Origin of the sequence: Geomonas agri (genome assembly GCF_020179605.1) — a bacterium.
GTDB lineage: Bacteria > Desulfobacterota > Desulfuromonadia > Geobacterales > Geobacteraceae > Geomonas > Geomonas agri.
In genome coordinates this window covers 237,527-251,102 of record NZ_JAINZO010000002.1, presented here as the reverse complement: position 1 = coordinate 251,102, position 13,576 = coordinate 237,527, and the positions used below count along the sequence as shown (strand labels likewise).

The window sequence follows — 13,576 nt, the reverse complement described above, 5'->3', positions numbered from 1 at the left end:
GGGGGCGAGGCCCCCTCCCCGTTGGTTAGAAGCTGAGCCCGGCCTTCACGGAGTAGATCAAGCGCTCCTGGTACTCCACCTCGGCGGTGACGCCGAGCAGCGGGAGCGGAGAGAACTTGATGCCCCCGAAAACGCGGGGCTGGAAAACGTTTTCCGAATCCAGGTTCGGCGCGAGTGTTTTCAGGTGCCCCTTCGCCTCACTGTTCACCCAGACGCCGCCCACGCCGGCGTACGGTGTCATGATCAGCAATCCCTTGCTGATGGATGCGTCGATGCCGGCCGTTTGAAGGTTGAGGTCGTTGACGCCGGAAAGCCTACTGTAGGTGGCGCGCACTCCCAGGGCCGGCGTCGCAGCAGTCCCTTCGAGAATCGCTTTGCTCACCTCGATGCCCCAGAGCTTGATGTTGGAGTCGGGGACGTAGGAGTACATGGCGCCGATGTCGATCCCCATGGGGAGGCCCTTCCTGGCGCGCAGCTTCGGGATCACCAGGTAGGAGGGAGCATCGCCGCTGTAGGCTGCATTCCAGTAGTTGCTGTTGCTGATGTCAATCGCTGAAAGCTCGACGCCGATGTCGAACCCGGGAATACCCAGGGGCTCGGCCGGGGCCATATTCTTGTAAGAGATGGCGGCACCCGCCTCCCTGGTGAGCTCTCTGAACTGCTGCTGCGTCAGAGGGCTCGTGAAGCTGATGTCCTTGGCCATGGCCTGTACGGCTCCGGAAAGTGAGAAGGTCAAGGCTAATAATACCGCGAGCTTTTTCATGGTTCCCCCCTTTTCATTATACGGCACAACGCGTTGAATCTTAGCAGAGCTCCCTATTGGGGTCAATGTGTTAGCCGCATGGCGCCTTGCAATTTGAACTATATACTGTTATCTTTCCGGCAAAATTCTGTCGGAGGTCTGTACAAATGGAACCGATTCACCATCGTCTCATCATATTAGGCTCAGGTCCCGCGGGATATACTGCAGCGATCTATGCAGCGCGCGCCAACCTGAATCCTGTCCTCATTACCGGGCTGCAGGCGGGGGGACAGTTGATGACGACGACCGAGGTGGATAACTGGCCGGGCGACCCTGCCGGGGTGATGGGGCCCGAGTTGATGGAGCGCATGCGCCAGCACGCCGAGCACTTCGGCACCCAGTTCATCTTCGACCATATCAGCAAGGCCCAGGTAATGAAGCCTCCCTTCGTCCTGGAAGGCGACAGCGGCAGCTACAGCTGCGACGCGCTCATCATTGCGACCGGCGCCTCGGCCAAATACCTGGGGCTCCCGTCCGAGCACGCCTTCAAGGGCAAGGGCGTATCGGCCTGCGCCACCTGCGACGGTTTTTTCTACCGTAACAAGCCGGTCGCTGTTATTGGCGGCGGCAGCACCGCGGTCGAGGAAGCGCTCTACCTCTCCAACATCGCGAGCCACGTTACCGTAGTGCACAGAAGGGACAAGTTCCGCGCGGAGAAGATCCTGGCTGACAGGCTGATCGAGAAGACCAAGAACGGCAACGTCACCATCGAGTGGAACCATCAGCTGGAAGAGGTGATCGGGGACGAGTCCGGCGTGACCGGCATCAGGCTGCGCCACAAGAGCGGTTCGGACAAGCACATCGACGTGCACGGCTGCTTTATCGCCATCGGTCACCAGCCTAACACCCACATCTTTGAAGGGCAGCTCGAAATGGACGAGGGATACATCCGCACTAACTGCGGCTACGAGGGTAACTCCACCGCCACCAGCACCCCGGGCGTCTTCGCCGCCGGCGACGTGCAGGACCGCAACTACAAGCAGGCCATCACCTCCGCCGGCACCGGCTGCATGGCCGCCCTCGATGCCGACCGTTACCTGGAGATGCTGAAAGCCTGATAACCCTCCTTCTCCTTCCCAGTAAGGGGACTGGCGCCGTCAGGTGCCTGTCCCCTTTTCCCCCCTTTCGGGTGAGCGAAGGCAAGAGGGCCGCTAAACCAGAAGCAGAGCACCACCGCAGCCACCGCAGGAACTTACCCTTCACCGTTAGTTGGGGGTTCTCATGCTTGCCAAGGTTCTCGCCAGCGCGCTCTTAGGCATCGACGCCATCCTCGTCGACGTGGAAGTCGACATCACCCAGGGACTTCCCCAACTGGCCACGGTAGGGCTCCCCGACGGCGCCGTCAAGGAGAGCAAGGACCGGGTCAAGGCGGCGCTCAAAAACTCCGGCTACGATTTCCCCAATCGCAAGATCACCGTCAACCTCGCCCCCGCCGATGTCAAGAAAGAGGGGGCCTCCTTCGACCTTCCCATCTCCATCGGTATCCTCGCCGCCACCGGCGTTATCAAAGAAGAACTGCTCAAGCGTTACATCCTCTTGGGAGAGCTGTCGCTGGACGGCGGTGTCAAGCCCGTGCGCGGCTGCCTCTCGGTCGCGGTCGCCGCACGCGAGGCGGGGCTGGCCGGCATCATCATCCCGGCGGAGAACGTTTGCGAGGGAGGTGTGGTCGAGGGGGTGGAGGTAATCGGCGTCACCGAACTCTCCCAGGTGGTTGAATTCCTGAACGGCAACCTTGCCATCGCCCCGTACTGCGCCGACATCGAGGCCCTCTTCAGCCAGGGGTGCGAGGCCGGCGACGACTTCTCCGAGGTGAAAGGACAGGAGCACGCAAAGCGTGCCCTCGAGGTTGCCGCAGCGGGAAGTCACAATATCCTGATGATTGGTCCGCCCGGATCCGGCAAGACCATGCTGGCCCGGCGCATCCCCTCCATCCTCCCCCCGATGCTCTTTGAGGAGGCCATCGAAACCACCAAGGTCTACAGCGTGATGGGGCTACTGGAGCGGGACCATGCGCTCATCTCCACCCGCCCTTTCCGTTCCCCGCATCACACCATATCCGACGTCGGCCTCATCGGCGGTAGCAACACCCCGAAGCCCGGTGAGGTCTCGCTGTCCCACAACGGCGTCCTGTTCCTGGACGAGCTTCCCGAGTTCAAGCAGCACGTCCTGGAAGTGCTGCGCCAGCCCATGGAGGATGGCCGGGTCACCATCTCCCGGGCGCTCTCCTCGGTCACGTATCCGAGCCGAATAATGCTCGTTACAGCAATGAATCCGTGCCCTTGCGGGTACTTGTCCGATCCGGTACACCAGTGCTCGTGCACTCCGCTCATGATCCACCGCTATCGTTCCCGCGTTTCGGGACCGCTTTTGGACCGCATCGACATCCACATCGAAGTCCCGGCGGTGAAGTACCGCGACCTAGCCGACCGGGGTGAGAGCGAGAGCTCCGCGGCCATAGCCGCGCGCGTGGCGCAATCGCGGGAGGTGCAGAAGGAGCGTTTCAAGGGGACTAAGGTGAGGAGCAACTCCCAGATGACCGCCCGGATGATCCGCAAGTTCTGCGAGCCCGACGCGGCGGGGAACCGGATGCTCGAGGTGGTGACCGACCGCCTCGGACTCAGTGCCAGGAGCTACACCCGCATCCTTAAGGTGTCCCGGACCATCGCGGACCTTGAGGGAAGCGAGTCTATCCAAGAGCACCACATCTCCGAAGCGATCCAGTACCGCAGCCTGGACCGAAAGACCTAAAAGGGGACTGGTTCCGATAGTGCCAGTCCCCCAAACTCCTTTGTGTACATGACCCCGCGGCTAGGATGGGGACGTCGCGACGGCAAGCTGATTTATGGTCCGGAACGAGAGTGTTGCATATGTGAAGGGTGGAATGGGTGATGCCCCTCAGGGCAAGGGGCACCGTGCCTGCTATAACTCCCGAATTCACATTTACATATGTTTGTGCATTTTTTGTGAGTTAACTCACCGGATTAGAGCTGGTATTTAGTTGTACATTCATGAATGCTGGTATAATGTCTACCGTGCTTTATGTCAGTTGAATAACTCCGGGTTGCATGCGCTATGGCGCCTATGAGTGAGATATGCACAACATGGACATAAATGTGAATGTGGCCACCCCCGGCCCTGAGATTGAGATGGTGCAAAAGGCCAGGGAGGCCTTGGGGGAGGGGGGGCTGAAGTCGGTCCAGTTTCCGCAACCGCTGGAGTCCGCCTTCAACGAGTACTACCGGGAAAAGACGCTGAAACACGTCCGGGTAGCGCTGCTGACCGGGCTCATCCTCTACGCGGTTTTCGGGCTCGTGGACGGCCTGCTCCTCCCCGCGGACCGGGCCCACATGTGGTTCATCCGCTACGCGGTGGTCTGCCCCACGGTCATCGCGGGCCTTGCTTTCACCTACTGTGCACAGCTCAGGCGCTTCATGCAGCCGGTGGTGTCGCTAGTGATGCTGGTCGGGAGCCTGGGCATCGTCTCCATGGTCTACTACGACCCGACCCCCACCAAGAACTACTACTACTCCGGCCTCTTGCTGCTCATTATGGGCGCTTTTACCTTTGTGAGCCTAAGACTGCGTTACGCGGTCTACTGGGCGGTGATAACCACGGTGGCATACGAGGTCGTGGCCATTTACATCAACCATACCGACCTCACCATCCTGATCCAGAACAGCTTCAGCATCATCGCTACCATCATCATCGGGGCGTTCTCCAACTCACTGATGGAAAACTACCTGCGACGTGACTTCCTGAACGCCAACCTCCTCGAGCACGAAAATAGGCAGCTCCAGAACGCCACCCTCGAGTTGCGCAGGCTCTCCATCTCCGACCCGCTCACCGGCCTCGGCAATCGTCGCCATTTCGAGGTCATGCTCGACCAGGAGTGGCAGCGTGCAGTCCGCTCGGAGAGGCACATCGCACTCATCTTCCTCGACATCGATTTCTTCAAGAACTTCAATGACAACTACGGACACCAGGCCGGCGACAACTGCCTGAAGGTGGTAGCCCAGGAACTGGGGCGCTTCGCCAGGCGACCGGGGGATACCGCGGCACGCTACGGCGGAGAGGAGTTCGTCCTGCTCCTTTCCGGCATCGGGCTCGCTGATGCGGCGACCATTGCCAAGGCCTGTCGCAAGGCGGTGGAGGCGCTCCAAATCCCGCACAGCCATTCGCCGGTGGCGGCGGTGGTCACTGTCAGCGCAGGCGTTGCAGCCATGATTCCCGACCTGGACGCGGACAGGCAGCAGTTGGTGGAGGCCGCCGACCAGGCGCTGTACCGGGCCAAGCTTAAAGGCCGCAACAACGTGGTCGCTTCAAATCGGCAGACGGACAGGAGAGCTCGGCAGGTGTACCCCCAGGCAGTCAGCTGAAGGTGGGATAAAGATTACTCAACAGTAGGGAAAGGGCCGGAACCATGCGAGGTTGCCGGCCCTTTGTCGTACGGGGGCGCGGAGCGGGCATCAGAGTTCGCGGCGCGGGATGGTGAGGATCTCGTCTATGTAGGACAGGTGCCAGAGCTCCTGCGACAGGTTGGTGCGCAGGACCTCCATCACGTCGTCGGGAAAAGGCTGATCGACGGTTTCCTGGTACTTTCGATTGGTCAGCTTTTCGTTGCTTTTCATCGCCTCCAGGGCCTGTCTGGCGCCGGTCAGGCTCATGAGGGCGGTGAATCCTTCGATCAGGTAGCCCTTCAGGTCCGGGGTCGGCTTGAGCGGTGTGCCATCCATCTGCTGTACCAATGCCGTGAGGTTGGTGATGTGGTTACGGTGGTCGTCCTGGTACTCCCGAAACCTCTTGGCGATGTCCTTGTACCCGATGTGCTTGATGGCCTGCTCGTAGGCCTCGACCGCATCGACGTCTAACTGGATCAGGTCGTTCAGCCGGTCGATCATCTCCGTTTTTTCCATGGCCGCCTCCTGCAATATGTGAAAAAATTAATCTTTAACGCAGACATACATTGTAGCTGCTGCCGGGGTGATGGCAACCGCCGCGGTTCACAAGTATCCTGCTGTGCTTGACCTCTCTTTGCCAGCCGTTATCATCCTTGTGTCGGATCATCACACAGAGATATTCCACGGAGAACTACATGGGAACAAAGACGAGGTTCAAAGCACTGGTGGTGGAGAAGAGGGCGGACCAAACCTTCACCAGGAGCGTTAAAGAGCGTGACATAAACGAACTGGATGCGGGCGAGCTGTTAGTGCGGGTGCACTATTCCTCGCTCAACTACAAGGATGCCCTTTCCGCCACCGGGCATCCCGGCGTGACCAGGCGGTTCCCGCACACCCCGGGGATCGATGCCGCGGGGGAGGTCGTCTCCTGCAGCGACGGCAGGTTCAAGCCGGGTGACCAGGTGGTGGTAACGGGGCATGACCTCGGTATGGAAACCGACGGAGGGTGGGGCGAGTACATCCAAGTCCCGTCGCAATGGGCGGTGCCCCTTCCAGCCGGACTCACCCTGCGGGAGAGCATGATCCTGGGAACGGCCGGGTTCACGGCAGGCCTGTCGGTGTTAAAACTGGAGCGGGCGGGGGTGAGGCCGGAAAGCGGCGACATCCTGGTCACCGGCGCAACCGGTGGTGTCGGTACCCTGGCGGTCAGCATCTTGGCCAAGGCGGGCTACCGCGTGGTGGCCGCCACCGGCAAGACGGGGGACGCCCCCTTCTTGACGGAAATGGGTGCGGCGGAGGTCATTTCGCGGGAAGAGGTGACCGCGGGAGGGGAGCGGGCCCTGATGAAGGAGCGCTGGGCCGGTGCAGTAGACGTAGTCGGTGGCGAGACGCTTGCCGCGGTGCTCAAATCGACCCGCTACGGCGGGACCGTCACCTGCTGCGGCCTGGTGGGCTCGGCGGAACTCCCGGTCAACGTGCATCCTTTCATCCTGCGCGCCGTTACCCTGGTCGGCATCGACTCCTCGCGCTGCCCGAGCGAGATGCGGCTGGAAGTATGGCAGCGGCTGGCGGGTCCCTGGCGCCCGGCATTGCTGGATCAGATGGCGACCGAGGTGTCACTCGAGGGGCTGGAAGAGAAGATTGAGCGCATCCTGCAAGGAAAGGTCACGGGGCGGGTGCTAGTACGGTTGTGATGTAGCCGCGTGTCGGCAGAGTTCTCCTTGATGTACGTGCGGTCCCGTGCGGCCGCAGAGCCCACAATTGAACAGTCCAATGGTTCCAAAAGACCGGCCGCCCCTAAAACCAATCTGGGGGCGGCTTCTTCGTTTTTCCCTCAAGCCGATTCGATTTCCCCCGATAAATGCGGCATGTAGCCAGCACCCGGAGGCCAGTGCAGCCTAGCTGAGCCAAATGTGAGGTCATATGCAGTGGTTCAACGATGCTTCCATCAGGACAAAGCTTGTCATATCTTTCCTGCTCCTTCTGGTTCTCACCGCCCTGCTGGGCGGCCTGACCATCGTCCGCCTGGGCGCCATCAGCGGCACCGCCAACGATCTGGCTCAGCGCCAGCTCCCCAGCCTGCTTTCCATCTCGAAGATCCAGGATTACTTCGGGAGCTACCGGCGGGGAGAGCTGCTCCAGATTGTCTCGACGGAGCAAAAGGACGTGGAGAAGTACATCAAGCGCAATAGCGAGATGCAGGCAAAACTGCAGACAGAGCTGGAAAACTATCGCAGGCTCATGGACAGCGATGAAGAGAGAAGGCTTTTTACCGCGTTCACTGACGAGCTCAAACTCTACCAGGCCGAGGACCCGAAGATCAGCGAGCTGGCACTGGTGAACAAGGATACCGAGGCTGGTGAGCTGGTGCGTGCGGCATCCAGTACCCATTTCAACGCGGCTCTTAAGGCGCTGGACGAGCTGATGGCCGTGCAGGTAAAACAGACCATGTCGAAAACTTCGGCGATGGACTCCAGCAGCGCCAGTTCCCGGACGCGGGTCATGGCTGCCCTGGTTCTCTGCCTGGTTCTAGGCATAGCGATGGCTTGTGTCATAGCTCACCTTATGAGTACACCGTTGCGAGCCTTGGCCGGAAAAGCCGACCAGATAGCAAAGGGAGACTTGAACGTCGAAGTGGAGGAAACGTCACGGGACGAGATCGGCCACCTAAGCGGCGCCTTTGCCGCCATGACCCACAGCCTCAAAGAGATGATCGGACGCCTTACCGAAACGGCGCGGGGCCTTTCGGACGCCGCCGGTGTCATCACGGCAGGGGCGCAGCAGATTTCGGTCGGCACTGAGGAGGTCGCTGCCCAAGCGGCTACCGTGTCCGTGGCCAGCGAGCAGATGGCGGCAACTTCGGCCGACATCGCCCGCAACTGCCAACTCGCAGCCGGTAGCGCGAAAGAGGCAGCGGTGACGACGCAGGAAGGATTCCAGGTAGTGCAGCGCACCGTGGACGGGATCCGGCAGCGGGGGCTGGATGCTCGTGCCAACTCCAAAAACATTGAATCTCTCGCGGAGCGGTCGGACCAGATCGGCGCCATCGTCGCCACCATCGAGGATATCGCCGATCAGACCAACCTTCTGGCCTTGAACGCTGCCATCGAGGCTGCGCGTGCCGGCGAGCAGGGACGGGGATTCGCCGTCGTTGCCGATGAGGTCCGCGCCCTGGCGGAGAGGACCACGCGCGCCACCAAGGAGATCGGGGACATGATCAGGGCCATCCAGGGAGAGACCAAGTCGGCTATCGTGCTCATGGAAAACGGTGTGCGCGGAGCCGAGCAGGAGGCCGAGGCCGCGGCGCAACTGGAAGGGGCGTTGCAACTGATCCTGGCGCAGGTCGACGCGGTCAGCACGCAGGTAAGCCAGATCGCCACGGCTGCCGAAGAGCAGACGGCTACCACCGGTGAGATCAGCAGCAACATCCAGCAGATCACCCAAGTGGTCAACGAAACCTCCCGCAGTGCCGAGGAATCGGTAACGGCGGCTTCGGGATTGACACGACGGGCTGAGGAGCTTATCTCCTTGGTGCAGCGCTTCCGGATTTAATCGGCAGGAAACAGAAACAAAGGCCAGTCCGTTTGCGGACTGGCCTTTGTCTTTGGGGGGGCTGTTCAGGAAATAGGGATGCGGTGCCCTGTGCCGCGTTGCTGTCCCGGCTTGGGGAGCCGGATGGTGAGGACCCCGTGGGTGAGGTCTGCCTTGATCTTATCTTCCTCGACCGGGTAGGGGAGCAGCAGGCTACGGGAGAAGCTGCCGTAGCGACACTCGGAGAGGAATCCCCCCGAGCCACCTTTCCCTTCGCGCACCACTTTCTTCTCTCCCCTGATGGTGAGACGCCGGTCAACCAGTTCCACGCTGAAATCTTCCTTTTTCATACCCGGCACTTCGGCACGTACCACCAGTTCTTCGGCTGTTTCGTGCATGTCGACCAGCGGACCGCCACGCTGCATGAAAGCGGGGATCGTGTCGGCGCTAAGGGACTCCAGCGGTTGTTCATTCTTCCTGGCCGGCACCAGGTTGTTCAGCATGGTGCCTATCTTATCCTGTACATGCTCAAGGGCTTCACGCCACTTTTCAGGTACCAGGCTTGCCATCCCTCATTCACCTCCTGTGTAAAGTCCTCAGCTCACCTGCACCTCGATGCGACGCGGCTTGGCGATCTCAGCCTTCGGTATGCGCAGGGTGAGGATGCCGTTGGCAAAGTCCGCCTTGGCTTTGCTGTGGTCGAGGCTTTCGGGAATCGTGAACTGCCGGAAGTAGCTGCCCAGTTCAAATTCCCGGTACACCGCGTTGCCGGGGACGGAGTGGGCCGCGGGAGCGCTAATGGTGAGGACTCCCTTTTCCACGTTGACGTCGATGCTTTCCTTGGTTGCGCCCGGGAGGTCGGCAGTCACGAACAGGCCTTCCTCGGTTTCGATGATGTTCACTGCCGGGCGTATGAATCTTTCGTTCGACCTCGTCTCTTCACGGGCCTGGACGTTCATTTCGTCGTTTCTTTCGGTCAAGCTGTTGGGTGCCATAGCGACGACCTCCTTTCTTCAATGTTCTAGCTTATGAAAGCTTGATCTCGATCTTTTTCGGTTTGGCGTGTTCCGCCTTGGCCATGGTTATGGTCATGATGCCGTCCTTGCACTGCGCGGTGATCTTGTTGGCGTCGATGTCTACCGGAAGCTCTAGGGTGCGGCTAAACTTGCCAGAGCCGAGTTCGGTACGGTGCACGATCCCCTTTATTTCGGCAAAGGGTTTGCGCTCGCCGCTGATGGTGAGGGTGTTTCTCAGTACGGAGAGCTCAACATCCTTGGGATCGACCCCCGGCACCAGGGCTTCGACGTAGACGTTGCCCTCATCCTCGCTGAAGTTAACCATCGGGAACCGACGGCTGGTCACCGGCGAGAGGAACGTCGGCCCAAAGGGGCGGTTCATCCCGGCGCCGCGGAAAGCTTCGTCGATCTCCCTTCTCAGATTGTCCAGTTCTCTGAAAACATCCCAACTTGCCATGTGGATTACCTCCTTTTGGTGAGTCAATTTCTGAGCGTAAGATAATCATCGTTCTTGCCATGTCAAGGGGGGGCGTGTGGAGAAAAAAGGGGGATGTTACGGGTAGTTGAAACGGTTAAATATTTTAAAGGACGCAGAGGTGGACCATGCGTGTGGCCGGATGGAGGTGGCCGGATATACTTTTCCATCATGCCAAGGGGGTGGCGCATGCATTCGATCGGCAACGAGGCATTGCTTGAGCTGCGCAAGGTGGCGTTCCTGTGTTCCCGCAAGTTTCCCCAGGAGGCGGCGGAAAAAGCGTACCGCTGGGCCGACGCGCAGCGCCTGGCCGGCACCTGCGTGATCTCGGGGTATCACTCGCCCATCGAGAAAGAGGTGCTGTGCCGACTGTTGCAGGGAAACCAGCCTATCATCATCGCCCTGGCCCAGGGGCTCGGCAGGCTGGACCCGGCATGGGAGCGACACCTGGCGGCGGGACGCCTGCTGGTGATCTCGCGCTACGCCAAGAGCGTGAGCCATCCCTGCGAGTCGAAGTGCTATCAGCGCAACAAGATGATGATCGACCTTGCCGACAGCATTGTCATAGCGCACGCCTCCGCTGGAGGCAGCCTGGAACGGCTTTGCTCAGGCTACGATGCCAAGGTCGTCCTGCTGTGAAAGCACTGGTTCGGTAAATTCTAAAAATAAAAATATTGACAATGCGCGCTTGCTTCTCTATAAACGAAAACAACTTTCAAAACCAACCGCATCGTTGATCCAGTCAACCGCTTCAATCCCCGGTCAATCGAGTGTTTAGCCGGGGGAGCGTCGTTGGGGGAACACTCTCGATCCCACGCGTTCCTGTCAGTGTATTGCTGTGCTGATTGTCTGAAAGTGAATGTCATTGTATGTAAAATCAGGAGGGTTCCCTCCGGTACCACAGAGGCATGTGTGAACCAAACAAAGCAGAAGGTGAAAGAGCAGTTTCACCTTTTCCTCTCCAAGCAAGGGCTCAAGGGGACGATGCAACGCAACCTGATCCTGGATGCGTTTCTCGACCTTGACCGCTCCACCCATATCGACGAGCTGTACCTGCTCCTGCGGAGCAAGCATCCCACTATCGGTCACGCCACCGTCTACCGCGCGCTGCGACTCTTTACCGCCGCCGGAGTAGCACGGGAAATCAACCTGGGCGACGGATTGACCCGCTATGAAGTCGCGCGGCTGGGAACGCGCCGCGATTACCTGGTGTGCACCGACTGCGGCGCCGTCACGGAGTTCGATAACAGCAGTGTCGAACAGCACCAGGCTGAAGTAGCCGGCAGTATGGGATTCAACATTCAATCGCTGAAGATCGAGTTGCGCGGCGTCTGCAACAGTTGCGTGGCACAACAAGGCTGACTTTTCACAACACCCCATTTCACAGACAAAGTTCGCGGCGCAACAGTGTCAGGCACACTCGGCGGCGCTCAAGGGAGTAGTCTTTTTTTTCTCCATTGGGTGAAATTGGTTTTCAGTTTTGATAGATGACGACAAGAGGATACAGGTACAGAAAGACCCATGTGCTGAAACAGCAAGTTACCGAAACTGGTGACAGCAGCTGGCGTACTGGCAGAAGAGAGAAAGAGGAGATTCTATGTTCAAAGCGAAGAAGATGACCGTGGCCGGCATGTTCCTGTTGGGGAACCTTTTCCTTACCTCGGGGGCGGCGTTCGCGCTGCATCCCGAACTGGTGGTGCCGGAGCAGGTCGAATGCAAGGTCAAGGCCTGTCAGGAGATCATGCGCCTGGGCAACAAGTACCAGGTGGAGGGGCTCTTCTCGAAGGAGTTCCAGGAAGGAAAGGCGCACTGCTCCCGCATGGACGTGGCGCTCGCGGTGCATCTTCTTACCGAGAAGATGGCGGAGAAGGTGGTCAAGGAAGGTAACCAGGCGGTGGCCAAGGAGGACCTGGTGCTCTTGAGCGACCTCAAGGAGGAACTGCGGGCCGAGATGCTCCTGGTGGGGACGAGGACCTTCCAGTCGCGCCACGAGGATCTCGGTACCAGGTTCACCGCCCTCACCAAGAACATCTCCCTCTCGGGCGGGATGGTGGGCGTCCTGCAGGGGACGAGCGGCAACAAGCCCAAGGACTCGACGGACGTGGTCGGACGTGCCGATCTGGTCTTCAACTTCAAGGTGGGTGACAACACCATTGCAGTCATCGACGTGGAGGCGACCGGCGGCGACGGTGTCGACGCCAAGGTGCCCTCCTTTTCCGGGCTGAACGGCGTGGCCGGCTCCACCGGGGACCGGGTCCGCTTTCGCGAGGCGTGGGTTGAGCACTCCGCACTGAACGACCGCCTGCTCTTTACCGCCGGCAAGGTCGATCTCTCCAACTACTTCGACAGCAACGCCGTCGCGGGCGACGAAAACAGCCAGTTCCTCTCCGGCGCCTTTGTCCATTCCGTGGTGCTTCCCTTCCCGGCCAACGGTCCGGGGGCGCGGATCCAGGCCAAGCTGGCGGAGCCGCTTGTCTTCGGTATCGGCTACGGCAGCGGCGACGCCGACAGCGCGGGAAGCTCGGACAGCGCCGATATCTTCAATCACGGCGTCGCCATCGCCGAGTTGGACTACAAACACAAGGCGGGCGAGCTGGAGGGTAACTACCGGATCTACGGTGCCTACGATGGCGCACCTGCTGACGGGGCCGGCAAGCTGGTCGCCAAAAACGCCTACAGCCTGGGCGTCAGCTTCGACCAGCAGGTCACCGACAAGCTGACCCTGTTCGCCCGCTACGGGCAGCGCGACAAGGGCGTCTACGCGGCAACGTGCGCCTGGAGTGCGGGCGGTCAGTACCAGGGACTCATCGCCGATCGCAAGGATGACGTCGTTGGCTTCGCCTACGGCCAGGTGAAGGCGGCCGGGACCGTGGCCGATGCCCAGGAAAAGGTGGCCGAGGTCTATTACAAGTACAAGGTGAGCGACCAGATCGAGATCTCGCCGGTGGCGCAGTACCTAGTCGACCCCGCCGGCCTGAGCGGCAACGACAACGTGCTGGCGCTCGCCCTGCGCGCGAAGATCAGCTTCTAGAGACGCGGAACAAGAAGGGCGGCGCCGAAGGCGCGGCATGGGACGGAAACAGGAAAAGGAGCACAGATGATACCTCTGGGACTTTTAAGCGCGGGAGAAAACGGCGAGATCGTCGAGATCGCGTTCGGCAGGGGGGAGGCGGGCTGCACCGGCAGCACCGAACAGGAAAAGAGCATGGTCCGGGTCGAGGAGATGGGGCTTCGCGTCGGCAAACACGTCGAGATGCTGACCAACGGCGGCAGCACCATCCTGCTCAGGGTGGACGAGGCGAGGATCGCCCTGGCCCGCCGCATGGCGATGAAAATCATGGTGAGGAGATAGTGT

At 60.3% G+C, this 13,576-nt stretch carries 14 protein-coding genes; 9 read left to right on the top strand and 5 right to left on the bottom strand.

All coding sequences use genetic code 11. The features are described from left to right. Positions 1–25: 25 nt before the first annotated feature. Positions 26–763 carry a hypothetical protein gene (locus K7R21_RS12545; RefSeq protein ID WP_224983658.1) on the bottom strand — a complete coding sequence of 246 codons (738 nt, stop codon included), beginning with the start codon at positions 761–763 and terminating at the stop codon, positions 26–28. 146 nt (positions 764–909) lie between these two features. Here K7R21_RS12545 and trxB point away from each other — a divergent pair, with 146 nt between their 5' ends. The 3 genes from trxB (at position 910) to K7R21_RS12530 (ending at position 5,178) form a co-directional block, all read left to right on the top strand. Beyond that, a complete protein-coding gene (gene trxB / locus K7R21_RS12540; RefSeq protein WP_224983657.1) occupies positions 910–1,860 on the top strand; it encodes a thioredoxin-disulfide reductase in 951 nt (316 codons plus the stop codon). 163 nt (positions 1,861–2,023) lie between these two features. After that, positions 2,024–3,550: a YifB family Mg chelatase-like AAA ATPase gene (locus tag K7R21_RS12535; protein ID WP_224983656.1), complete on the top strand. Its 1,527-nt coding sequence runs from the start codon at positions 2,024–2,026 to the stop codon at positions 3,548–3,550. Between the two features lie 344 nt (positions 3,551–3,894). Beyond that, positions 3,895–5,178, top strand: coding sequence for a diguanylate cyclase (locus tag K7R21_RS12530; protein ID WP_224983655.1), 1,284 nt, complete (start codon positions 3,895–3,897; stop codon positions 5,176–5,178). Positions 5,179–5,268: 90 nt separating this feature from the next. Here K7R21_RS12530 and K7R21_RS12525 read toward each other — a convergent pair whose 3' ends face one another. Then, positions 5,269–5,715 carry a DUF2383 domain-containing protein gene (locus tag K7R21_RS12525; RefSeq protein WP_224983654.1) on the bottom strand — a complete coding sequence of 149 codons (447 nt, stop codon included), beginning with the start codon at positions 5,713–5,715 and terminating at the stop codon, positions 5,269–5,271. A 179-nt stretch (positions 5,716–5,894) separates the two neighbouring features. On the opposite strand from K7R21_RS12525, the gene K7R21_RS12520 reads away from it, so the two are divergent. Next, complete coding sequence (locus K7R21_RS12520; RefSeq protein WP_224983653.1) at positions 5,895–6,893, top strand: YhdH/YhfP family quinone oxidoreductase; 999 nt, start codon at positions 5,895–5,897, stop codon at positions 6,891–6,893. 229 nt (positions 6,894–7,122) lie between these two features. Then, positions 7,123–8,751: a methyl-accepting chemotaxis protein gene (locus K7R21_RS12515; protein ID WP_224983652.1), complete on the top strand. Its 1,629-nt coding sequence runs from the start codon at positions 7,123–7,125 to the stop codon at positions 8,749–8,751. A 65-nt stretch (positions 8,752–8,816) separates the two neighbouring features. Here the strand turns inward: K7R21_RS12515 and K7R21_RS12510 are convergent, their stop codons facing one another. From K7R21_RS12510 to K7R21_RS12500, 3 genes are read right to left on the bottom strand one after another with little or no spacing between them, the layout of a single operon-like run. Further along, the gene (locus K7R21_RS12510; protein ID WP_224983651.1) at positions 8,817–9,299 is read right to left on the bottom strand and encodes an Hsp20/alpha crystallin family protein; all 483 of its coding nucleotides are present in this window, start codon (positions 9,297–9,299) and stop codon (positions 8,817–8,819) included. Between the two features lie 27 nt (positions 9,300–9,326). Next, positions 9,327–9,725, bottom strand: coding sequence for an Hsp20/alpha crystallin family protein (locus tag K7R21_RS12505; RefSeq protein WP_224983650.1), 399 nt, complete (start codon positions 9,723–9,725; stop codon positions 9,327–9,329). Positions 9,726–9,756: 31 nt separating this feature from the next. Further along, positions 9,757–10,203, bottom strand: coding sequence for an Hsp20/alpha crystallin family protein (locus K7R21_RS12500; protein ID WP_224983649.1), 447 nt, complete (start codon positions 10,201–10,203; stop codon positions 9,757–9,759). Between the two features lie 207 nt (positions 10,204–10,410). Between K7R21_RS12500 and K7R21_RS12495 the strand changes: the two genes are divergently transcribed. The 4 genes from K7R21_RS12495 (at position 10,411) to K7R21_RS12480 (ending at position 13,573) form a co-directional block, all read left to right on the top strand. Beyond that, complete coding sequence (locus K7R21_RS12495; protein WP_224983648.1) at positions 10,411–10,860, top strand: DNA-processing protein DprA; 450 nt, start codon at positions 10,411–10,413, stop codon at positions 10,858–10,860. A 273-nt stretch (positions 10,861–11,133) separates the two neighbouring features. After that, the gene (locus tag K7R21_RS12490; RefSeq protein WP_224983647.1) at positions 11,134–11,583 is read left to right on the top strand and encodes a Fur family transcriptional regulator; all 450 of its coding nucleotides are present in this window, start codon (positions 11,134–11,136) and stop codon (positions 11,581–11,583) included. A gap of 235 nt (positions 11,584–11,818) precedes the next feature. Further along, entirely contained in the window at positions 11,819–13,252 is a 1,434-nt protein-coding gene (locus tag K7R21_RS12485) for a carbohydrate porin (RefSeq protein WP_224983646.1), read from the top strand. 66 nt (positions 13,253–13,318) lie between these two features. Further along, a complete protein-coding gene (locus K7R21_RS12480; RefSeq protein ID WP_224983645.1) occupies positions 13,319–13,573 on the top strand; it encodes a FeoA family protein in 255 nt (84 codons plus the stop codon). Positions 13,574–13,576 lie beyond the last annotated feature (3 nt).